Raw genomic sequence first — 23973 nt, forward strand, 5'->3', positions numbered from 1 at the left:
GTAATAAAAATGGTCTTTAAAGAACGCCAGATAACATTTGATAGCCATAGCCATCAGATAACTAATATAAATGTTTGGACACCTGACAGCCAGTGGTTGGTATACGATGTTCGTCCTGACGGAGCGTCTTTTACGGGCTTAACGATAGAAAAAATTCATATTGACAATGGGCAGACTGAAGTTGTTTATTTGGCAGGAAAGGGATCTCATGTTGGGGTGGTGACAGTGAGCCAACAGGAACCTGTTCGTTATGCATTCATTCATGGCCCAGAAAATCCAGATGCGCAATGGCAGTATAATTTCCATCACCGTCGTGGGGTGATTGTTTACGATACCCAGCCACACATAGCGGTGAATATTGATGCACTGGATATTACTCCTCCCTATACCGCCGGAGCCTTGCGTGGCGGTACACATGTTCACGTTTTCAGTCCTGACAGCAGTCGCTTGAGTTTTACCTATAACGACCATGTAATGCATGAGTTAGATCCTGCATTTGATTTACGTAATGTTGCTGTGGCTGTTCCGTTGAAATCCGTGGAGTCAGTCAAAAAACATCGGAGGGAATATGATGGCAGTTATTTTTCGGTTGTGGTCAGCCAAACTACTCCATCTCCCCGTCCCGGAAGTGATGACATTAATCGGGCTTATGAAGAAGGTTGGATAGGGAAAAGGGGGTATTTAAAAGATAATGGTCAATGGCAGCGTTGGGCGCTGGCCTTTATTGGAGATACCTGTGCTGAAAATGGTGAAAAGATACCGGAAATTTTTCTCATTGACCTGCCTGAAAATGATAGCGATTACGCTATTGCCGGTAGTCAGCCTTTGGCGGGTACTGAAACAACATTACCCGCTCCACCTGCGGGAGTGAAACAGAGGCGTTTAACATTTACACATGATAAACGTTGGCCGGGTGTAGTGAATATACCCCGACATTGGTTGAGAACATCACCAGATGGCAGCAAAATCTGTTTCTTAATGAAAGATGATAATGGGATTGTCCAACTATGGTACATCTCGCCAAATGGTGGTGAGTCAATACAGATAACTCACCGTAGTGACAATATTCAGTCTGCATTTAGCTGGGATAGTCGTGGTCGGTTTATTGCCTGTGTTTGTGATAACAGTGTTGTACTCTGTGATAGTCAAAATGGCGAAATTCGGCGTTTGACGCAGCGTACCGAAGATGCTCCTTCCGCGGATGCAATTGTCATATCACCGGATGATCGCTATGTTGCTTTTATGCGTGATATTGAGGGTTATCGGCAGATATTTGTGGTTGAAACAGGAATGGATAGTGTTTATTGCAGAGATGAATAACAGCTATATCCTTGCTCTTTCAAGTTGCAGCTTTGCCGGCGGCACTCACTTAACTCCAGTCACCGTTTTTATAAACATACGGTTAGCTATATTCTCAGGATTTGTTCCCTTGTCGTCGGGCTGAATCCAGAGATCCACTAAGTTTATGCTTCATTGTTAATCGTTTATGACTCAGGTTCAGATAGTGCGATACTGTTTTTTTCCAGCTGTTCAATACGATGTTTAGGGGATTGTTCCGCTTTATTTTGATTGGAGCGGGCATAATCATAAGGGATCAGGAGTGTATCCAGAAAGGCAGAGAACGGAAGGTCAACAGCAAGCAGGGGTTTCATGAACCACCCTGTCCGGCCATCTTTCAGCATATCTATATTAGCTTTGGCACCAGAGTAATAACCTTGGTGGGGGCCACTATGCGTCATGATGCTAGAGCAACCCGTGACAAGTAACCATCCAAATGTGGTACATAGTATATATAGTAATAGAAGTACTTTACAGTTTTTCATCGTTTCCATGATCTCATTGAGTTAATTTTCCAATGTTCAGATACTTTATTTACTCTTTAACGCTAATTTTTCCAAAGTGTGAAGATAAACCTTCAATACCATTTACTCTTTAATACTATTTACTATAGTCAGGTAGTATTCAGTTTGCTATAGCACTTATCGCTGAATTTAATAATTTTTTGTGATGGAAATTTTAATTCTGTTTTTATTTCTGCTTTTTGGAGAGGCCATCAGGAAATAAAAGCCTTCTTATTTTATCCATACACAACTGCATGAAGGGACTGGCATAGATAGCCGATGTTTTATCCACTGGCGCAGCTATGAAGAGTTTATGTCACCCGAAATTTTGACCGTTATGATGATTTAGGTCAGGGCTAACAGATTAAGTACTCTTACGTTAATCATTAAATGTGCTTTAGATCACAGAACACTGCTCGATCACCCCTATTTGACCTCAATTTGAGATAGTAGAAGTGGTTTAAAGTTAAAAAAACCTTCCTGTTCAACCCATTATAAAATAATTTTTCTGATTAAATATACTCAGTTCAGGGAAGGTATATAAACAAGGATTGTTTTCCTTTCCTGTTGTGTGTAAAGAATTCTTTTGGAATTACTGTCCTGTTCGCAGGTAAAAGTCCTCGTTATCATCTTGCTCCCTCTCCCCTAAATGAGGGAGCTTTTTTTTATTATGAGGATTAGAAAGAGGTTTCATTTACTTTTGTTTTCAATCTTCAAGTAGCCGCTGATCTTTTTCGAATTATTCTCCATTGCCATATATACCTGTCGTCTTTCAAGTTGTGCGCTCACTCACCCCACTCACATAGTTAGCTATGCTCTTGGGGGTTCATTCCCTTGCCGCCGCGCTGCATCTTGAAATCCATTGGGTATAGCTTATTGAAGCACGCCATTTCGGCCATCAACATTTCCTATCGTAATTTTAACTGACTCGATTTCACTTTACTGCTTGATGAATAATGTAACTTAAACCCATAAAACTATCCTGCCGTGTCAATATGGGTATTATTGAGCAAAATTGGAAAGTTTTGTGATGAAATGTCAGATAAATTCTACATGTTTTGTCCCGGAATTTTTATCAATACCCATACAATGATTGCTTTTACACAAAGTAGAATTCTTCCTTGCCATAATTTAGGGTTAAATAAATGTAGGGTTAAATAAATTAAACTTGTAAAATATTTTTTCTTTTTATAATAATAAAACGTTTTCATAAAGTTGGGTGAATAATATATTATGTAGGATACATAAAAACCATATATGCAGAAATATTTAATACTGTGTAATAATTATATAAATCAAATTTCATAATAAACAATTGAAATTGATATCATAGTTGACTATTAGGTTGTAATATATGAAAAATGAAAATGATATACAGAAAATGGAAAGTAGCTTTGTTGAAAAAAAGAGAAAGACTAAATCTTTCTCTTTGCCTTGGAGAGCATTTTGGCTTGGAATGTATAACATGTTGCCACTGTGTTTATCTGTTATTCCTTGGGGAATATTAGCTGGATCAATGGCTGTCCAATCGGGTTTAACACTGTGGCAGAGTATCGGCATGTCTGTCATCCTGTTTGCTGGTGCGGCCCAACTAGTCACATTAGGATTATTGACGTCAGGTGCTAGTATTCTCACTATTATTATTTCTATTTTTTTTCTTACCTCTCAGCATTTTCTCTATGGACTAACATTGCGTGAATATGTAGCAAGTTTAAAAATTCGCTATAGACTACCAATAGGTTTTTTACTGACTGATGAACTATTTGCTCTAAGCTGTGCTCAGAGTGATAAAGAAAAATTAACACCTAGCTATTTAATTGGTGCAGGACTTTGTTTTTATTTATGTTGGAATTTATTCAGCCTGATAGGGGTATTTATGGCGTCATCCATCCCAAATCTATCTGATTATCATCTTGATTTTTCCATCATCGCAACATTTATAACCATAATTGTTCCGATGATAAAAAGAATTAGTGTGCTGGGTGGAGTGCTATTTTCTCTGATTTTATCGATGGTGTTATCATACTTTCATATTGAGGGTGCTATAATTATTGCTGGTGTTAGTGGAATGTTTTTTTCAGTATTTATCGCTAGATTAATGAAGGAGTCAGTATGAGTTGGGCTTTAATTTTTATATTGGGAGGTATTATTTTTTTAAACCGATATATATTTCTGGAACCTAAGATGCCAGTTAAATTACCTGGATTTATCAACGAAGCTTTAAAGTATTCTGCACCTTGCTTACTTATCGCCATTTGTGGTCCTATTATTCTAATGGAGAATGGGGAATTAAGAGGTTTTACAAATAATCCTTATCTTTGGGGCGCATTATTAACTGCGTTATTTGCTTTTTTTATTCGTAATCTTGTGATCTGCGTTATTCTTAGTTTGATGGTTTTTTATATATTATTGGCTTTTCTATAGTGGAAGAGAATTAATGCTACAGTTTTAATAATTCAATAAGTAGGATGCTGGCTCAACACTATGTTTTATGGCTGTTATGATTTTAAGTACTTAATATGAATCTGCACCTTAATCAGTTAATCTATAACTTTTTAGGTGCAGTTGACTATTAAGGGATTTTTAATTTTATATTAAAATCAATAAAAATGCCTTTTTCCATAAGATATTTTAGAGAAACTATCACTCTATATTTTCATTATTTAAATAATGAGAATTTTTTTGTCAGTGGTGATAGAATATCTCGATCCCCATAAAGTGCTACTGCTACAAAATCTAACTCTTCTACAGGGGCATTTAAAGTATCTTCTTTTTGTTGTTCGGCGGAATGTGAAATCATGCTCGTTGTGAAAAAATTATACTGAATTTTTTCTTGATGACATTTCTCTGTTAACTTTTTCAATTGGTTACTGTTTTTAGCTTTTAATATCACTATAGGATAATGACTGATATTAGCTACAAATTCACTGCTTTCATTATAATAACGATGAAAAGACATCCCTTGAACAGAATCAACAATACCAGCCGTTAAATGGCAAGCGGCATTGAATAATATGCTATTTTCATGATTATTACTTAAAATTACGTAAATTTTTTTATCATTATCTTCGTACATATCAAACCTCTGCTTTTGAAAGTGATATAAAACTGTTCATAACCATATTACGTATTCCCCAAATTTCTTGTAGAACAATTTTTTCATTTGGTGTCATTACGGCTTGTTGTCTTAGGTAGATGCTATTTTGCCAATAGATTGAAGATTGGCCTAATTCACCTGCCAAATGATGCCAATCATGTACAGGTAAGTCACCACACAAGATCATTATTCGACATGGGGCATGAAAAAACAGCATTTTAAGCCACCAACTTATTTTAGACAGGATATTGCTATTGGTTGGATATATTTCTCCAGTAAATCGTCCCCAACAACGTCTGGCGTAATCGTCAAGATCTTTAGGTGAGTGTTTGGTGATCAACCAAGCATGTTCGGTTAAAAACTGCAATAATGAGCTGATATGGTAGATCACAAAATAAGGAATATAGATACACAATATTGACAGAACAGGTTCGAAGAATACAGGTACAATTAATATCGCTAACCAGATAACGGCAAATAAGCTTTCTATCAGTGATCCACGAAAGATAAAACTATTAATACGTGACCAGAAGAAACGTAAGTGAAACATAGGGCTGATAATCGTTAAAAATAAAAGCTTCTTGTAATAACTCACTGGCATACCAGGAATGAACCCCAGACTCTTTAAAAAAGCAGCATCGCTATCTTCTTCAGTTGTAAAGTTTTTTTCGTCATGATGTCCTAAATGATCGACTGTATAATCACGCCCATTCTGAGATACCGGAATAATCGTACAAAGTGCTAACATTACGCGATTAAGTAACTTATTACTATTAAACAGGCAACGATGTACAGCATGGTGTGCATATGTTACCTGTATTTTTCTTAAACATCCTACCGTAACAACCCAGCAAATAGGAATAATGATAAACCATAATATATCAGGAATATAAGGTAATAATAAAATAGCGCCGAATGTAGAGGTAATAAATATTAATACTGTTAAAATGAATTCTGTTATTGCTGGTAATTTTATACGAGACTGTCCCGATATTGGTTTCCCCGTTATTATAGTTAATAGTTTCTGGAAAATATTTGGAAGTACTTGCATACTTTCCCGTATGTGACTTGAAAAATAATTTTTATCATTTGACATTAGAAACTCTCCTGAACAATAGATGAACGGTTTTTTTCAATTATCACTCTATTATCAAAAAATAATTTATTTAACTCAGGTGTGCCACAAACAATATACGTAGCATTACTTTCTTGGCTACTCTTTAAATAGTTATTTACTTCATCTATATTCATGCAATAGTCTTTAGTAATTGGATATTTTTGTTTAAAATCAGAGATCAATAGATCATGATATTGGCCGAGGCTTTTTTTTCTGCTTGCAGAAATAATTGTTGGGTTTATTAAATATTTTGAACATAATTTGTCTAAAAGAGTCAGCGCCACTCCCATCCCACTTCCTGTCGCAATAGCCAGACCAGTGCTAGGCGTTGTATCAAAATTAGGCAGCCTAAATTCTCCTTGAGGTTGAGAAATAAAAATTTCTTGGCCATGACGAGAATTAGCTAAAAGATTTGATACTTCACCATAGGGGTGTTTTTTGACATGTAATATTAAATTTTTTTCATTAATACTGACAATTGAATATTTACGTTGACTATTTTTTTGTTTATCAAAAGTAAGATCAACATACTGCCCTTCTTGTTCTTCATCTAATTCAATAGAAGGGGCAAAAAGGCCGACTTTAATAATTTCATCACCTAATTGGGTAATGTTATCAATGTTCGCTTTATGCCATTGTTTATTATATTCTAAAGTTATGTCACTATCGCTACTAAATTGACAGGCTAACACGGTCGAACCGTTAATGAATACTTCGCAACGTCTGCATGTTCCAACTCTACAGTTATGAGGTAATAGGATATTCTGGCGTAATGCACCTTCCAGTACGGTTTCGTTTTCCTTTTGGATGAAATTACCATACCTACTGGTAATGTTGAATCCTTTCTTTTCTTTCTTTCGATTAAATAAACCGAACATATTTTTCCCCTAAGTTTTAATAAAACTAATAAATAATTACATTGTGAATGGAATATTGAATTATTTAAGTTTTAATTTTAATGCGTTTATTAAATGAAAATCCATATCATTACGTATGTCTTTTTAATCTAAAGTAAATAATAGTTATTAAATTATTATTTTTGGTTTGTTGTTTTATTACTTGTTGAATTTTTGGATTTTAACACTGGATTATTTGTTGTTTTAAAGAAATAAAGCCCATGCATAATGTGAATAAAAGATAATACACATATTATAAAAATTATAGATATTAACGTGATGTGTGGGGAATTTAAGTGAGTAATAAATTTAAAACTAACTACTAATTATGTTTAACAAAGTTGGAAGTTAGATGTAAAAAGCATAATTGATTTAAATTAAGAGTGTGACCGGAAACAAATTTAATAACTGAGATTGGAGGGGGTAATAGAATATGATATTGATTTTTAGATATAAAGATTTTACTTATAAGCTATGGCTTTATGCTATAAGTATAGTTTTTTATTATTATGTTTCTGCTGTTCTTTAATGGTTACTTTAACTTAAAATCATTAAATAGAATTCGGCCTAATCATTGGAAGACTAAAGAAGGGTAAGCTAGTACTAATCTTTGGTCTTTTCTTCATGATAATATCTGATTTAGGTTTGAACCAGTTGATTCAATTTTCTAAATATGAAACCTAATGAAAGAATGGTGAGAGTTACTTATCTTTATTAGCGTGAAAATTTTAATAAAAATAGGGAGTAACTCTCATGGATACATAATGTGCTGAATACATGAGGTTATTGAGCCTACAATCAATAACTATTGTTACAGATCAGTATCCAGCTTCTTTATGGGCGATCTCAATCTCTTCAGACAAAATGCGGATGCCTTCTTCGATTTTCTCCACATCAGGCACATAATTCATGCGCATACACTGATGGGCATGAGGCCAGTCATGTTCCAAGCCCGGAAAGAAGAAATGACCCGGAACCATCAGCACTTTCCGTTTTTTCAACCGCTGATAAAGCACCTCTGTCGTGATTGGCAAATTTTTGAACCAGAGCCAAAGGAATATCGCCCCTTCCGGTTTATGGATCAGGCAGCGCTCTTCTGACATATGGCGGCGAATAATCTCAATCACATTATCTACCCGCTTTTTATAAAACGGCTGAATAACATCCTGTGATAAGCGGAACAGATCATTGCGCCTGATCATTTCCAGCGCGATAGCAGGCCCGACACCGCCCGGAGATAAGCTGATAATGCCATTCATATTGCTGACAGCATTGATAATTTTTTCATTGGCGATGATTATCCCACAGCGGGAACCCGGCAGGCCAAGTTTGGACAGGCTCATGCACAGAATAATATTAGGATTCCATAGCGGGGTAGCTTCACTGAAAATAATGCTGGGGAATGGCACTCCGTAGGCATTGTCAATCAATAACGGGATTTGGTGCTGTTGAGCCAGCCCATCCAAGCGCAGCAACTCTTCATCGGTGATGACATTGCCTGTTGGGTTGGTTGGTCGTGAGACACAAATCAGGTTGATATCTTCAGTAATATTCAGGTGATCAAAATCGACACGATACTTGAATTGGCCATCAGGCAGTAATTCAATATTCGGTTTATTGGCGACAAATAACCCTTCATCCAAACCTGAATCCGAATAACCGATATATTCTGGGGCAAGAGGAAACAAAACCCGCTTCATTGAACCGTCTTCTGCACGACCAGCCAATAAGTTGAACAGATAGAAAAAGGCACTTTGGCTACCATTGGTCAACGCAATATTTTGTGGATGGATTTCCCAGCCAAGTTTTTCTCGCAATTCTCGGGCCAGAGCAGTTATCAGGGTATTTTTTCCTTGTGGCCCATCATAATTACATAGGGTTTCGCTTAATTGGCCACTTGATGCCAAGTCAGTTAATATCTGCTGAAAATACTCATCCATTTCAGGAATATGTGCTGGATTTCCTCCACCTAGCATAATTGCGCCGGGTGTTCTCAGGCCTTGGTTAAGATCAGTCATCAATCGGGTAATTCCCGAATCTTGCGTAAATTTGTTGCCGAATTGCGAAAATTTCATAACGGTTTTTACGTCGGTTTTTGTATGAGAAAAAGACACCATACCCCGCCTATTATTAGGGTGCAATGGGGCAAAATAAGTATTCTATGTTTTTATATAGCGTATTGTGATCACCGATTGGATTTAAAAACTAGATATTTATGATTAATCTGGTTTTATATTTTAAAGTGGTATTTTTGTTTATTTTTATGCACTAATTTTAATTTTTCAGTATACCCGGTGAATTTCAAGTTGAAGCTTTGTTGGCTGCATCTCGAAATCTGCCGGGTGTAGCTAATTTATTTTCGGCAGAAGCAACTGACGAGGTGATCATTTATCAAACCCGCTGCTTGCATAAATGCGTAGCAGGTGGTGCTGCCAATAAATTTAAATCCTCGCTTTTTCAATGCGGTGGAAAGGGCATCAGAAATAGCAGTTTGCGCAGGAACTTCTGTCAGTGTTTTCCAGTGATTAATCAGGGGAGAATCATCGACAAAGTGCCAGATAAATGTGCTGAAATCTTCTCCCTGTTCGGTCATTTTCAGATAAGCACGGGCATTATGAATAATCGCATTGATTTTGGCTCGATTGCGCACGATGGCTGACTCCCCCATCAGTCTTTCAACATCGGTTTCATCCATTTTAGCTATTTTGATCGGATCAAATTGGTGGAAACACTTTCTATAACCTTCCCGCTTTTTCAGGATAGTGAGCCATGATAAACCGGCCTGTTGTCCTTCCAGACAAATCAGTTCGAAAAGCTGTTGGCTCTCTTTCAATGGATTTCCCCACTCCTTGTCATGATAGGCCTGATACTCAGGATCGGATGTCACCCAACCACAGCGAGTCATTTCTTTATTCATGAACCGAGCTTCCTTAAAAGATTAATGGTTAATAATTAAACTGATTTTAGCTGTATAGATATACAAGTAAATAGGCTAGGATAAGATTTTTTTATACTGCGACAAAATTGGCGGGCGATCAGTGCTGTATATCTTACGGTCAAAGGGTATACTGACCCCTTTCGTTTAAATTCATATGTATCGCGTGCGGATTCAACATGCAAAAGTTTGATACCAAAACCTTTCAGGGGCTCATCCTGACATTGCAGGATTACTGGGCTAATCAAGGCTGTACCATTGTCCAACCACTGGATATGGAAGTCGGTGCAGGAACCTCTCATCCTATAACTTGTCTGCGTGCTTTGGGGCCTGAGCCTATTGCAGCAGCTTATGTGCAACCTTCCCGTCGTCCAACTGACGGGCGTTATGGTGAAAATCCGAACCGCCTCCAGCATTACTACCAGTTTCAGGTTATCATCAAGCCATCTCCCGATAATATTCAGGAGCTTTATCTTGGTTCTTTGAAAGCCTTGGGGCTTGATCCTACTGTCCACGATATCCGCTTTGTTGAAGATAACTGGGAAAACCCAACATTGGGTGCCTGGGGGCTGGGCTGGGAAGTCTGGCTGAACGGCATGGAAGTGACTCAGTTCACTTATTTCCAACAGGTGGGTGGCCTTGAGTGCAAACCTGTGACCGGTGAAATTACTTACGGCTTAGAACGTCTGGCGATGTACATTCAGGGCGTGGACAGCGTTTACGATCTGATATGGAGCGATGGCCCGCTGGGTAAAACCACGTATGGCGATATTTATCACCAGAATGAAGTGGAACAGTCCACTTATAACTTCGAACACGCTGATGTGGATTTCCTGTTTACCTGCTTTGAGCAATACGAAAAAGAAGCACAGGCATTGCTTGCACTGGAAGTTCCTCTGCCACTGCCAGCTTATGAGCGCATTCTGAAAGCGGGTCATACTTTCAACTTGCTGGATGCCCGCAAGGCGATTTCCGTGACTGAACGTCAGCGATATATCCTGCGCATCCGTGCCCTGACCAAATCAGTTGCTGAAGCTTATTATGCCTCCCGCGAGGCGCTTGGCTTCCCTATGTGTAATAAGACTATTTGTAATAAGAACTGAGAGGCCATCATGACTCAACAGACTTTCCTTGTGGAAATCGGCACAGAAGAGCTACCACCAAAAGCACTGCGTTCACTGGCTGAATCTTTTAAAGCCAATTTTGAGGCAGAGCTGAACAACGCTAATCTGGGTCATGGTGAAGTTAGCTGGTTTGCGGCTCCCCGTCGTTTGGCACTGAAAGTGGCAAATCTGGCTGCTGCACAGGCTGATCGTGAAGTTGAAAAACGTGGCCCTGCAATAGCTCAGACATTTGATGCCGAAGGTAAACCAACTAAAGCGGCAGAAGGTTGGGCACGTGGTTGTGGCATTACCGTTGATCAGGCTGAGCGCATGGTTACGGACAAAGGGGAATGGCTGCTCTATCGTGCTCAGGTCAAAGGCCGTGAAGCAAAAGAGTTGCTGGCGAACATGGTGAGCAATTCTCTGGGCAAATTGCCTATCCCTAAATTAATGCGTTGGGGTGATAAAGAAACTCAATTTGTTCGTCCGGTTCATACCGTCACTATGCTGTTAGGTAGCGAAGTGATTGAAGGCGAAATTCTGGGAATTAAATCAGATCGCATTATTCGCGGGCACCGCTTTATGGGCGAAGCCGAATTTACGATTGAAAACGCAGAACAGTATCCGACCATTTTGCAGGATCGTGGCTGTGTTATCTCGGATTACGAGATGCGTAAAGCGATTATCAAGCGTGGCGCAGAACAGGCCGCGACACAACTTGGTGGTGTGGCTGATCTGAGTAACAGCCTGCTGGAAGAAGTGACATCGTTGGTGGAATGGCCGGTTGTACTGACTGCGAAATTCGAAGAAAAATTCTTGGAAGTGCCTGCTGAGGCGCTGGTTTACACCATGAAAGGTGACCAGAAGTATTTTCCGGTTTACGACAAGTCCGGTAAATTGATGGCAAACTTTATTTTTGTGACCAACATTGAATCTTCTGATCCTCAGCAAATCATTTCAGGTAACGAAAAAGTTGTACGCCCGCGTCTGGCAGATGCGGAATTCTTCTTCAAAACAGACCGTAAACAGCGTCTGGAAGATAATCTGCCCCGTCTGGAAACCGTGCTGTTCCAGAAACAACTGGGAACACTGCGCGATAAGACTGATCGCATTCAAACCTTGTCTGGCTGGATTGCAGAAAAAATCGGTGCAGATGTGAACCATGCGACTCGTGCGGGTCTATTGTCCAAATGTGACCTGATGACCAACATGGTGTTCGAATTCACCGATACTCAAGGTGTGATGGGTATGCACTATGCCCGTCATGACGGTGAAGCTGAAGATGTGGCATTGGCGCTGAATGAACAGTACCAACCACGTTTCTCTGGTGATGAATTGCCATCAACAGGCGTTTCCTGTGCTGTAGCCATTGCGGACAAAATGGATACTTTGGCCGGGATCTTCGGTATTGGCCAGCATCCGAAAGGGGATAAAGACCCGTTTGCGCTGCGTCGTGCTGCATTGGGTATCCTGCGCATTATCGTTGAGAAAAAACTGCCTCTCGATCTCCAGACTCTGACAGAAGAAGCGGTACGTTTGTACGGTGAAAAACTGACCAATGAAAAAGCGGTGGATGAGGTGGTTGAGTTTATGCTCGGTCGTTTCCGCGCTTGGTATCAGGAACTGGGTTACAGTGTCGATACCATTCAGGCAGTACTGGCGCGCCGCCCGACTCAACCTGCTGATTTTGATGCCCGCATGAAAGCGGTAACGCACTTCCGCACATTGGATCAAGCGGTTTCTCTGGCGGCTGCCAATAAGCGTGTTTCCAACATTCTGGCTAAATCAGAAGAGAAGTTGAATGACAGCGTTCAGGTTTCAGTATTGAAAGCGGCAGAAGAGATCCAACTGGCAACACATCTTGTTGTGTTGAAGGAAAAACTGACCCCGCTGTTTGCCGAAGGTAACTATCAGGATGCGCTGGTTGAATTAGCTTCTCTGCGTGAAGTGGTGGATGCGTTCTTCGATAATGTGATGGTGATGGATGAAGATCTGCAAGTAAGAATCAATCGCCTGACACTGTTGAGTGAGCTGCGCGATCTGTTCTTGCGTGTGGCGGATATTTCACTGCTCCAGTAATCTCTGATTGCTCTATTTAATATATAAAGCCTCGCTATTAAGGTGAGGCTTTTTACTGTCAGAAACATACTGTATGACATGTATTCTGGACGGATTATCATCAAATAAACGCTTATCGTTAAAAAGATATTGACGGTTTGAAGCGCTGGCAGTAAGATGCGCTTCGTTTTCGGCGAGTAGCGCAGCTTGGTAGCGCAACTGGTTTGGGACCAGTGGGTCGGAGGTTCGAATCCTCTCTCGCCGACCAGCATTCAGAAACCCTGCTCTTATGAGCGGGGTTTTTTCTTATGTATTCAATGAATATATTTTAAATACTTCCTGAATATCACTGCTAGCATCGTAATCCTTCCCATTCATATTGATTCATTTCCGGGACTGTCTGGGGCTATACCCGCAAGTTGCCAACGTGTATTTTCGCATTTCATCAGCTAACTTATATTATTACTGAAATAAGCCAGTATAAGGAATAACCATAACGTTATATTAACTCTATCTTAATAAATAGAATTAATAGTAAAAATGTCTGGTTTAACAAGTGAAGTAATGCGATCGGCTGTAATGGTTTATTTTTCAACAAATTCTTTGGTCTGAACTGTATTTACATCTTATGTACCCCCGCCTTTTCAATAATCCTTATTGCTCATTATTTAAGTAATTGGTCACAAATTCAAAATTATAATCAATAGAGATTAATTCTTGACGGGATTTGATTTTTTAGTGGATTTGACTATTTAATGTGCTGGGAATCATATTTTTTAACCAGTTTTGTTAATAAATGTTTTCTTTTATGTTTTGATGGTGTTTCCATTATCATGTGTGATTATGTTGACGCCGGGCATAACAATTGATTAATTGATAAACGAAAAACAATAAAACAAGCTGGGACAGTGGCATTTAGGAAGAAAACTCTGGGCTGGCTAAGAAACAATAAACATCACAAACGGAGTCCGAGTAATGATAATCTCCAAGAAAAAACAATCCAGTTTGTTGAAACTGGGTATCGGTTTTATTGCGTTAGCCATAACAGCCAGTATTCAGGCCAAAACGTTAGTTTACTGTTCCGAAGGTTCTCCGGAAGGTTTTAACCCACAGTTGTTCACTTCCGGTACGACTTATGATGCGACTTCCAGACAAATTTATAACCGCCTGGTGGATTTTAAAGCAGGTACAACTGATATCATTCCAAGTCTGGCTGAAAGCTGGGATGTAAGTGACGATGGTAAGGTTTATACCTTCCATTTGCGTAAAGGTGTGAAGTGGCACAGCAGTAAGGAGTTCAAACCTACCCGTGACTTTAATGCTGAAGATGTGCTTTTTACTTTTATGCGTCAGAAAGATAAAAATCATCCATATCATCGTATTTCGGGTGGCAGCTACGAATATTTCATTGGCATGGATATGGGTAGCATCATCAGCAAAATAGAAAAAATTGATGATTATACTGTTCGTTTTGTATTGTCGCGCTCTGAGGCTCCTTTCATTGCTAATTTGGCAATGGATTTTGCTTCGGTTCTATCTCAAGAGTACGCTGATGTAATGATGAAAGCGGGTACGCCGGAAAAGGTTGACCTTAATCCGATTGGTACAGGCCCGTTCCAATTACAGCAATATCAGAAAGATTCCCGCATTCTCTATAAATCATTCAAGGATTACTGGGAAGGGCCATCGAAAATTGACCGCTTAGTGTTCTCTATTACCCCCGATGCCTCTGTCCGCTATGCAAAATTACAGAAAAACGAATGTCAGGTGATGCCATACCCGAACCCGGCTGATATTTCCCGTATGAAACAGGATAAAGATATTGTCCTGAAAGAACAGGCCGGTATGAACGTGGGTTATCTCGCATTCAATGTCACGAAGCCACCGATGGATAATCAGAAAGTTCGTCAGGCACTGGCGATGGCAGTCAATAAAGATGCCATTATTGATGCTGTTTATCAGGGAGCCGGACAAAAAGCGAAAAACCTGATCCCTCCAACTATGTGGAGTTATAACGATGACATTAAAGATTATGCCTATGATCCTGCCAAGGCGAAGGAATTGCTGAAAGAGGCTGGTTTTGAAAATGGTTTCGAAACAGATCTGTGGGCAATGCCGGTGCAGCGTCCGTACAACCCGAATGCCCGCCGTATGGCGGAAATGATTCAGGCTGACTGGGCGAAAATTGGTGTCAAGGCCAAGATTGTCAGTTATGAGTGGGGCGAATATCTGAAACGTGCCAAAGATGGTGAGCCTAAGACTGTTATGATGGGATGGACAGGGGATAATGCTGATCCTGATAACTTCTTCGGTACTTTGTTTAGCTGTGCTGCCAAAGAAAGAGGCTCCAACTATTCCAAATGGTGCTATAAACCTTTTGAGGATGTTATCCAGCCAGCCCGTGAATCCTCTGATATCAATAAGCGTACCGAGCTTTATAAACAGGCTCAGGTTGTCATGAATGAACAAATACCAGCATTAATCATTGCTCACTCCACAGTTTATGAGCCAATCCGTAAAGAAGTGAAAGGATATCTGGTTGATCCGCTTGGAAAACACATTTTCTATCAGGTTGATCTTAAATAACGCTTGCTGTTGAGCTGTTGTGATGCACCATCCCCCGGATTTTTCTGTAGGGATGGTTTCGCTTCTCTGATGGGCAAGTCGAACTCTGTTACACCAAACGGCCTGAAGAGCTGTAACTGGTATTCAAAAAGAGAATTCAGGATATGCTGCAATTTATCCTCCGACGTCTGGGATTAGTCATCCCGACGTTTATTGGTATTACGCTACTGACTTTCGCTTTTGTACATATGATACCGGGTGATCCGGTGCTGATTCTGGCGGGAGAACGCGGTATTACTGCTGAGCGTCATGCGCAATTATTAGCTGAAATGGGGTTGGATAAACCTCTTTGGGAACAGTACCTTCATTATATCAACGGGGTTATGCATGGTGATTTGGGCATCTCTCTGAAAAGCCGTATTCCGGTGTGGGATGAGTTTGTTCCGCGTTTCAAAGCAACACTGGAATTGGGTATCTGTGCCATGTTATTCGCCATCTCTGTCGGTATTCCGGTTGGCGTATTAGCCGCGGTTAAGCGTGGCTCTGTTTTTGATCACACAGCAATTGGCCTGTCATTAACAGGTTATTCCATGCCGATTTTTTGGTGGGGAATTATGTTGATCATGCTGGTTTCCGTCCAGTGGGATCTCACGCCTGTTTCCGGTCGAATCAGCGATAGCGTATTTCTTGATGATAGTTATCCCCTGACGGGATTTATGTTGATCGATACACTGATTTGGGGGGAAGACGGTGATTTCATTGATGCAGTGATGCATATGCTCCTGCCTGCTGTTGTTCTGGGAACCATTCCGTTAGCGGTCATTGTGCGAATGACCCGCTCTGCCATGCTGGAAGTGTTGGGGGAAGATTACATCCGTACTGCCCGTGCCAAGGGGTTGAGCCGTATACGTGTCATTATCGTTCATGCTTTACGTAACGCTTTATTACCCGTTGTCACAGTCATTGGCCTGCAAGTGGGCGTTATGCTGGCGGGTGCGATTCTGACAGAAACTATTTTTTCATGGCCGGGGTTGGGGCGCTGGTTGATTGATGCTCTGCAACGCCGTGACTATCCGGTAGTGCAGGGTGGTGTATTACTGGTAGCAACCATGATCATTCTGGTTAATGTGGTGGTTGATTTGCTGTATGGCATCGTCAATCCGCGTATTCGTCATAAGAAATAAGGAGCACATGATGACTCAAACAACTGAGCCAGTAGTATCGGGTGCGCCAAAATTGATGACGCCGCTACAGGAATTCTGGCACTATTTTAAACGTAATAAAGGGGCGGTAATTGGCCTTGTTTATATTGTCCTGATGCTGTTGGTCGCCTTATTGGCCGGAGTATTGGCACCACATGGGCCAGCCGAACAGTTCCGTGATGCCTTGCTGACACCTCCGGTGTGGCAGGAAGGCGGAAGCTGGCAGTTTATCCTCGGTACAGATGACGTCGGGCGCGATATTCTGTCCCGTCTGATGTATGGCTCACGCCTTTCGCTGCTGGTCGGCTGTCTGGTTGTGGTGATGTCACTGATAATGGGCATCATTCTGGGCGTACTGGCGGGTTATTTCGGCGGTGTTGTCGATGCCATCATCATGCGTGTTGTCGATATTATGCTGGCATTGCCAAGCTTGCTATTGGCATTGGTGCTGGTGGCGATCTTTGGTCCATCCATTGTCAATGCATCATTGGCACTGACTTTCGTTGCCTTGCCTCACTATATTCGTCTGACAAGGGCAGCCGTGCTGGTTGAAATTCACCGCGACTATGTGACGGCTTCTCAAGTAGCTGGCGCGGGAGCCGTTCGTCAAATGTTCATCAATATTCTGCCAAACTGCCTCGCTCCGTTAATTGTGCAGGCATCATTAGGATTTTCGAATGCCATTCTCGATATGGCAGCTTTAGGATTTCTGGGAATGGGGGCACAGCCACCGACCCCGGAATGGGGAACCATGCTGGCGGATGTTTTACAATTTGCTCAGAGTGCATGGTGGATCGTTACCTTCCCCGGAGTGGCTATCTTGTTGACGGTATTGGCGTTTAACCTGATGGGAGACGGGTTGCGTGACGCACTCGATCCTAAGCTCAAGCAGTAGGGGTATTGTGAAATGGCATTGTTGAATGTAGATCAATTATCGGTGCACTTCGGAGATGAAGATACACCATTTCGCGCCGTTGACCGTATCAGCTACCGTGTTGAACAGGGGGAGGTCGTCGGGATCGTTGGGGAATCCGGTTCAGGTAAGTCAGTCAGCTCACTGGCGATTATGGGGCTGATTGATTATCCGGGTCGGGTGATGGCTGAAAAGCTGGAATTTAATGGTCGTGACCTGACGAAGATTTCAGAAAAAGAGCGTCGTCAGTTGGTTGGTGCGGAAGTGGCGATGATTTTCCAAGATCCCATGACCAGCCTCAACCCGTGTTATACCGTCGGTTATCAGATCATGGAAGCCCTGAAAGTACATCAGGGCGGAAATCGGAAAACCCGGCACCAGCGGGCGATTGACTTACTGACTCTAGTGGGTATTCCTGATCCTGCCTCTCGTCTGGATGTCTATCCGCATCAGTTGTCGGGGGGAATGAGCCAGCGTGTGATGATCGCTATGGCTATCGCTTGTCGGCCGAAACTCTTGATTGCTGATGAACCTACGACAGCGCTGGACGTGACTATTCAGGCGCAAATCATCGAATTGCTGTTGGAATTGCAGCAGCAGGAAAACATGGCATTACTCTTAATTACTCATGATTTGGCGCTGGTAGCGGAAGCGGCGCACCATATTATTGTGATGTATGCCGGTCAGGTAGTGGAAATTGGCAAAGCAACAGAAATCTTCCGTGCACCACGCCATCCTTATACCCAAGCGTTATTGCGGGCCTTGCCAGAGTTTGCTGTAGATAAATCCCGTTTGGCATCATTGCCGGGTGTTGTTCCCGGAAAATATGATCGTCCTACAGGATGTTTGCTGAATCCCCGCTGCCCTTATGCCAATGAGCATTGCCGTCAGGAGGAGCCTCCATTGAAATCAGTGGGAGGACGTCAGGTTAAATGTCATATACCGCTGGATGATGAGGGGAGACCGACAGTATGAGTACTCAACAAAATTATGAACAGGAATATGAACCGCAAAAGGTCACGGCCCCTTTATTGAAAGCCACAGAGTTAAAGAAATACTATCCGGTGAAAACAGGTATATTTTCACCAGAGCGCATGGTTAAGGCATTGGATGGTATTTCATTTGAGCTGGAAAAAGGCAAGACATTGGCGGTTGTAGGGGAATCCGGCTGCGGAAAATCCACATTGGGCCGTCTGCTGACTATGATTGAAAAGCCGACCGATGGAGAACTTTATTATTTTGGGCAAGATCTATTGGTGCCGAATAAAGAAGCGGAAAAACTGCGCCGCCAAAAAATCCAGATCGTATTTCAGAATCCCTACGCTTCTTTGAATCCCCGTAAAAAAGTAGGGCAGATCCTGGAAGAGCCGTTGCTGATTAATACCTCGCTCACGGTGGCTGAACGCAAAGATAAAGTTTTGCAGATGATGGATAAAGTGGGGTTAAAACCGGAACATTATGCGCGTTATCCGCATATGTTTTCGGGGGGGCAGCGACAACGGATAGCCATTGCCCGTGGATTGATGTTAAATCCAGATGTGGTGATTGCGGATGAACCTGTTTCTGCACTGGATGTATCAGTGAGGGCGCAAGTTTTGAACTTGATGATGGACTTACAGCAGGATTTAGGGCTTTCTTATGTCTTTATATCCCATGACCTTTCGGTTGTTGAACATATTGCTGATGAAGTGATGGTCATGTATTTGGGGCGCTGTGTTGAAAAAGGTAATAAGGAAATGATCTTCAATAATCCGCGCCATCCTTATACACAGGCGTTGTTGTCTGCGACTCCTCGCCTGAATCCCGAATTGCGGCATGAACGCATAAAGCTGACAGGAGAATTACCCAGCCCGATGAACCCGCCTTCTGGATGCGCTTTTGCTGCCCGTTGTCGTCGTGCATTCAGCCCGTGCACCCAGTCCCAGCCTAAGCTAGAGCAATATGGCGGGCAACTGATTGCGTGTTTTGCGGTTGAACAGGACGAAAATCTATCCATCTAATCGGATCTGATCGTGGTATAACGGTAAATATGACCAGTGAAAACTGTTATGTTGTTGTGTTAGTGAATGCAACCGTTATACCCTCGTTTTTCAAGCTGTAGTTTTGTTGGCTTCGCTTACTTACCCCGGCCACCGTTTTTGTAAACAGACGGTTACCCATGCTCCGGGATTCGTTCCCAAGACATAAGCGCTGCGACTCGAAATCCATTAAGTATAATCTCGGTCATTTTCTGTATTGAACTTATCAAAATAAGACGACTACAAAGAAAATCAAGTATACTCGGTCGCATTGTTAAGGTGTGATAGTCAGTCTTTTTACAATTATCGGTTTGGATAAGATGAAATTGCGTGTCAAACGTTCGTTAACTATTAAACAAATGGCCGCAGTGACAGGAGTCACTTTGGTAACTATTGCCATTTTCATCACTATCCAATTATCGCACTTATTGCAGCAGCGAAAAGATGACTATATCAGCCAACTACAGAATGCGGCAGTACAGATCCAAACCCCTTTGACAGAAGCATTGCGGAGTTCAGATCTCAATAAAGCGAAATCACTGTTGATTGGGCTAAAGACCTCCGGCATTTTAGGGAGAGCTGATATAGTATTGCCCGATAATATTCGGGTGATGAGCTTGGATTTTGCGACACACCGGCCTATCCCTGAAATGGCAAACTATTTTTTTGGCATTCCGGTTGAGGTAAATATTCCTCTCTACGTTTATGGTGTTTCGCCAAAAACTATAGAGTCACAGGGGCACCTTATCTTGCAGGTTGACTCCAATCGAGTGTACCGTTTTGCTTTAAATACACTAGCATTAATGTTAACCACTTATTTATTGCTTGCGCTTATTCTTGCGGTATCGATAAGTTGGTGCATAAATCGCATTATCATCCATCCACTGCGCGATATTGCACGCGAACTGAATGAAGAAGAACCATCGCCAGTACCAATGTCTTGCCCTAAAGGCCATCAAGATGATGAGTTAGGGTTACTGGTAAAAGGTTATAATCGTCAGGCTAATAAGCAGAAAAAGTCATCAAAATGAAACCTTAAAAGATGAATAATGGTCTAATCCTTGATGATAATATCTGGGTTCATCTGATCGTCTCAGGTTTTTGAGGGATAAAACTAAACAGGTAGGGGTAAGTAAGAATGCAGGGCAACAAAATCGGATATCTTATTGGTGGCGCGATTCTGGGGACAACTTGCTTGGCACAGGTAGAAACTTTGCACCCTGATCCGGCTTGGCAACAAGGCAAACTGGAAAACGGATTCAGTTGGCAATTCCTGCAAACACCACAGAGACCCAATGACAGAATTCAGCTGCGTTTATTGGTAAAAACAGGGTCATTGGCTGAGAAGAACCAACAACGTGGCTATACTTACCTCATCCCTAAAGTCGTTTTATCCAGCAGTAAAGATTTATCATCGCAAAAACTAGAAAACCTGTGGAATAACGCGATAGATACCAAAAATCCTTTCCCACCCGCTATTGTTTCCTACGATTTCACGCTTTATAGCCTCAGCTTACCGAATAACCGTTCTGACCTATTGAAAGATGCATTGATATGGTTGTCAGATATTGCTGGTGGAGCAGTATTTAATCCTGAGACATTGGCACATGCCATGAAAGAGGGTGAATATGTCACCACTTTTCCCCCTGATGTCCAAGATCCGGTATGGCGTACGCGTTTGCAAGGATCGACTTTGATCGGTCACGACCCGGGAATGCCAGTATCTGGATCTGTGGATGCAAAGAAAGTCGAAAACTTTTATCACCAATGGTACACGCCGGATGCGATGACACTCTATATCGCGGGGCATGTTGACAATCGGTTTCTGTCAGAGCAAATTAATCAGACATTCTCATCACTGGAAGGAAAAAGGCAGACACCGGTTCCCGTTCCTACATTGCTACCGCTGAAAGCGGCAACGATTGGTGTAGAGAGCGAACAGGCCAAGCAAGATCGCTTATCTTTAACCTGGAACTTGAATTGGCTGCCGATTAAAGATTCACAGACATTGATTCAGTACTGGCAGAATGACCTGACGCGTGAGGCACTTTACCGTTATCTGCAATTGGGGCTTAAAGAAAAACAGGATGGCATGCAGTTAGGTCTGGATTGTCAGGTATTATATCAGCGGGCGAATTGTTCACTGAATCTTGATGCTCCCACAGATAAGCTGATGGAATCGACACTTTATCTGGCTTCCCAGTTGTCATCATTGCGTGAAAATGGGCTATCACAGGAACAATTTGATGAGCTTTATAACCAGAAGCGGACTCAGCTCCAGCAACTATTTGCCATGTACGCCCGCACAGATACCGATATCTTGATTAACCAGCGTCTGTTGTCACAGCAAAATAACGTGATAGATATCGCCCCGGAACAATTCCAGCGCTTGAGACAGACGTTTTTATCCTCCCTGACTCCCCAACTTCTGAATAAAAAACTGAAAGAGATGCTATCTCAGGAAATCTCTTTTATTTTAGTTCAACCGAAAGGCGAGGCATCGGTTGATGTTAACCAAATCAAAAACAGCTTTAATCAGATAATGAGACCCGGGCCGGTGCCAGAGGAACCTTAATTTTTCTGTAATTAATATATTATTATTTAAGTTGTTCTTGATTTTTTTAACCCCGGTCGTTGGCAACAGGAGCTAAGCTTTACCAAAACCATGTCAGACTGGCTTGTAAGTATAAGGAGAGATGGTTACGAGTGGAATTGAATGGACTTTCGGATATAAAGGGCAGATTGCTCTACCCTTATTGATTAATAAAATGGATTTATTTCTTCGCAGCAGCCCTTAGCTCAGTCACGTTTTTACCCCCGATTCCCCAATTATCTGTCTCCACTTCATCAATAATCACAAAGGTGGTTGCAGGGTTTTTGCCGAGTACATCCACCAGCAGTTGGGTTGCACCTTCAATCAGTTTTTGTTTCTGTTCAGCGGTTGCGCCTTCACGGGTAATTTTGATGTTCACAAATGGCATAGGAAGGACTCCTTTTCTGGTTTGTTATGAAATGCTTCTGATGAAGCATCCCGCTTTGGCGCGGGAGTGTGGGTACAGCAAAAAACAGTCTTAATACTTTTTCGTCTTTCAAGTTGCAGCTTTCTTGGCTGCAACTTGAAACCCATTGGGTATACATTAATATGTGGATAGTTACTCAATATGTGAATAGTTACTCTGACTTTTTCTCTTCTGCGGTGGCGATCCACGCAGCGCAAAACAGTGTCAGCCGGGCAAAGAAATAGAAAAATGCCATTAAGCCAATCACTGAACCAAAGGCAGCACCAGAAGGGGAGCTGGCAAGGCGTGGTAGCATCATGGTCATAATATATTTGATAATCTCAAATCCAATAGCCGCTATCAAAGTGCCTTTGAGCAGCGATTTTCTTTCAGGCCGATGGCGCGGCAATATCCACAATATCCACAGAAATAACAGATAATTGGCCGAAATGGAAATCGTCATGCCAATTGATGTCCATACAGGGCGAAGCCATTCTATGCCTTCTAATCCGAGAGCATGGACAATGGTCGCTTGGGCTGAGCCTGCGATGGAGGTCAGCGAAAGTGTCATGACCAATGCAAATAGCATTCCGAATAAGGAGAAAAAATCGCGGATGTACTGAAAGTAGATCTTTTCCTTATCTTCGTGGGTACGTTCCCAGACGTCCCGGGATTGAGCGAGGATCGCTTCACGTAAGTTGCCTACCCAGTTCACACCCGAATAAAGGGCAATGGCCAAACCCGTTAGCCCTACCGTTGTTCTTTGATTGACCGCAGTATCGACACTGTTTTTCAGCGTATTGGCGAGAGCGGGATCACTGATGCTGTTGGCGATGCCATTGATCAAACGGGCCAACAAATCAGGATTGGAAGCCAGCACAAAGCCCGCGATGGCAAAAGAGAGCATTAGGATGGGGATCAGGGATAGAAAGGAAAAGTAAGTAATTGCAGCCCCAAATTGACTGCCCATTCGGTCATTGAAACGTTGTGCCGCCCGAATCAAATGAGCGATAAAAGTAATACGACGGATGGCGTTGCCAATACGAATCGTCACGGAAAGCGCTTTCTTACTGCTATGTAGCCCTTTCTCTAATGGTGTGGGGATCTTACCCGTATCGGGTTGCTCCCTTTTTTTATGGTCATTTGGCATGACATCCCCCTCAAATCTGGTCGGGCTTAATGTTACTTACTATATGCATTATGCTGAATAGCTTTGAAATTCGTTCGCT

20 protein-coding genes and 1 tRNA gene are annotated in these 23973 nt (G+C 41.8%); 13 read left to right on the top strand and 8 right to left on the bottom strand.

Annotated elements, in window-relative coordinates:
• Positions 1 to 9: 9 nt before the first annotated feature.
• Entirely contained in the window at positions 10 to 1320 is a 1311-nt protein-coding gene (locus tag AACQ81_RS18640) for a DUF3748 domain-containing protein (protein ID WP_237385825.1), read from the top strand.
• 164 nt (positions 1321 to 1484) lie between these two features.
• On the opposite strand, the gene AACQ81_RS18645 is transcribed toward AACQ81_RS18640, so the two are convergent.
• Positions 1485 to 1823, bottom strand: a complete 339-nt coding sequence (locus AACQ81_RS18645; RefSeq protein ID WP_237385826.1) for a YceK/YidQ family lipoprotein — start codon at positions 1821 to 1823, stop codon at positions 1485 to 1487.
• Positions 1824 to 3222: 1399 nt separating this feature from the next.
• Here AACQ81_RS18645 and AACQ81_RS18650 point away from each other — a divergent pair.
• Complete coding sequence (locus AACQ81_RS18650) at positions 3223 to 3957, top strand: AzlC family ABC transporter permease (RefSeq protein ID WP_443089521.1); 735 nt, start codon at positions 3223 to 3225, stop codon at positions 3955 to 3957.
• The gene (locus tag AACQ81_RS18655) at positions 3954 to 4265 is read left to right on the top strand and encodes an AzlD domain-containing protein (RefSeq protein WP_237385827.1); all 312 of its coding nucleotides are present in this window, start codon (positions 3954 to 3956) and stop codon (positions 4263 to 4265) included. Before AACQ81_RS18650 ends, AACQ81_RS18655 begins: the two co-directional genes overlap by 4 nt.
• A 235-nt stretch (positions 4266 to 4500) precedes the next feature.
• Here AACQ81_RS18655 and AACQ81_RS18660 read toward each other — a convergent pair whose 3' ends face one another.
• From AACQ81_RS18660 to AACQ81_RS18680, 5 genes are all read right to left on the bottom strand, one after another.
• Positions 4501 to 4917 carry a DUF2000 domain-containing protein gene (locus AACQ81_RS18660; RefSeq protein WP_237385828.1) on the bottom strand — a complete coding sequence of 139 codons (417 nt, stop codon included), beginning with the start codon at positions 4915 to 4917 and terminating at the stop codon, positions 4501 to 4503.
• Position 4918: 1 nt separating this feature from the next.
• Complete coding sequence (locus tag AACQ81_RS18665; protein WP_237385829.1) at positions 4919 to 6034, bottom strand: fatty acid desaturase; 1116 nt, start codon at positions 6032 to 6034, stop codon at positions 4919 to 4921.
• Entirely contained in the window at positions 6034 to 6933 is a 900-nt protein-coding gene (locus tag AACQ81_RS18670; protein WP_237385830.1) for an FAD-binding oxidoreductase, read from the bottom strand. Before AACQ81_RS18670 ends, AACQ81_RS18665 begins: the two co-directional genes overlap by 1 nt.
• Positions 6934 to 7769: 836 nt before the next feature.
• Positions 7770 to 9026 (bottom strand): valine--pyruvate transaminase, encoded by a 1257-nt coding sequence (locus AACQ81_RS18675; RefSeq protein ID WP_237385863.1) that lies wholly within the window; start codon positions 9024 to 9026, stop codon positions 7770 to 7772.
• 278 nt (positions 9027 to 9304) lie between these two features.
• Positions 9305 to 9856, bottom strand: coding sequence for a DNA-3-methyladenine glycosylase I (locus AACQ81_RS18680; RefSeq protein WP_237385864.1), 552 nt, complete (start codon positions 9854 to 9856; stop codon positions 9305 to 9307).
• A gap of 209 nt (positions 9857 to 10065) precedes the next feature.
• Here AACQ81_RS18680 and glyQ point away from each other — a divergent pair, with 209 nt between their 5' ends.
• From glyQ to AACQ81_RS18730, 10 genes are all read left to right on the top strand, one after another.
• Positions 10066 to 10989 (top strand): glycine--tRNA ligase subunit alpha, encoded by a 924-nt coding sequence (gene glyQ, locus AACQ81_RS18685; protein WP_237385831.1) that lies wholly within the window; start codon positions 10066 to 10068, stop codon positions 10987 to 10989.
• Positions 10990 to 10998: 9 nt separating this feature from the next.
• Positions 10999 to 13068: a glycine--tRNA ligase subunit beta gene (gene glyS / locus AACQ81_RS18690; protein ID WP_237385832.1), complete on the top strand. Its 2070-nt coding sequence runs from the start codon at positions 10999 to 11001 to the stop codon at positions 13066 to 13068.
• 170 nt (positions 13069 to 13238) lie between these two features.
• Positions 13239 to 13315, top strand: a tRNA-Pro gene (locus AACQ81_RS18695).
• A gap of 707 nt (positions 13316 to 14022) precedes the next feature.
• Complete coding sequence (gene dppA / locus AACQ81_RS18700) at positions 14023 to 15633, top strand: dipeptide ABC transporter periplasmic-binding protein DppA (protein ID WP_237385833.1); 1611 nt, start codon at positions 14023 to 14025, stop codon at positions 15631 to 15633.
• A 143-nt stretch (positions 15634 to 15776) separates the two neighbouring features.
• Positions 15777 to 16796, top strand: coding sequence for a dipeptide ABC transporter permease DppB (gene dppB, locus AACQ81_RS18705; RefSeq protein WP_237385834.1), 1020 nt, complete (start codon positions 15777 to 15779; stop codon positions 16794 to 16796).
• Positions 16797 to 16806: 10 nt separating this feature from the next.
• Complete coding sequence (dppC, locus tag AACQ81_RS18710; protein WP_237385835.1) at positions 16807 to 17709, top strand: dipeptide ABC transporter permease DppC; 903 nt, start codon at positions 16807 to 16809, stop codon at positions 17707 to 17709.
• 12 nt (positions 17710 to 17721) lie between these two features.
• Positions 17722 to 18702: a dipeptide ABC transporter ATP-binding protein gene (dppD, locus tag AACQ81_RS18715; protein ID WP_237385836.1), complete on the top strand. Its 981-nt coding sequence runs from the start codon at positions 17722 to 17724 to the stop codon at positions 18700 to 18702.
• Positions 18699 to 19727 (top strand): dipeptide ABC transporter ATP-binding subunit DppF, encoded by a 1029-nt coding sequence (dppF, locus tag AACQ81_RS18720; RefSeq protein WP_237385837.1) that lies wholly within the window; start codon positions 18699 to 18701, stop codon positions 19725 to 19727. Before dppD ends, dppF begins: the two co-directional genes overlap by 4 nt.
• 338 nt (positions 19728 to 20065) lie before the next feature.
• Positions 20066 to 20776, top strand: a complete 711-nt coding sequence (locus tag AACQ81_RS18725; protein ID WP_237385838.1) for a HAMP domain-containing protein — start codon at positions 20066 to 20068, stop codon at positions 20774 to 20776.
• Positions 20777 to 20883: 107 nt separating this feature from the next.
• Positions 20884 to 22320, top strand: a complete 1437-nt coding sequence (locus AACQ81_RS18730; RefSeq protein ID WP_237385839.1) for an insulinase family protein — start codon at positions 20884 to 20886, stop codon at positions 22318 to 22320.
• Positions 22321 to 22519: 199 nt separating this feature from the next.
• On the opposite strand, the gene AACQ81_RS18735 is transcribed toward AACQ81_RS18730, so the two are convergent.
• Complete coding sequence (locus AACQ81_RS18735) at positions 22520 to 22726, bottom strand: 2-hydroxymuconate tautomerase family protein (protein WP_237385840.1); 207 nt, start codon at positions 22724 to 22726, stop codon at positions 22520 to 22522.
• Between the two features lie 190 nt (positions 22727 to 22916).
• On the bottom strand, positions 22917 to 23894 hold the full coding sequence (gene yhjD / locus AACQ81_RS18740; RefSeq protein WP_237385841.1) for an inner membrane protein YhjD: 978 nt from the start codon (positions 23892 to 23894) through the stop codon (positions 22917 to 22919).
• Between the last annotated feature and the right edge of the window lie 79 nt (positions 23895 to 23973).

Source organism: Xenorhabdus sp. Sc-CR9, assembly GCF_963897815.1.
Lineage (GTDB): Bacteria > Pseudomonadota > Gammaproteobacteria > Enterobacterales > Enterobacteriaceae > Xenorhabdus.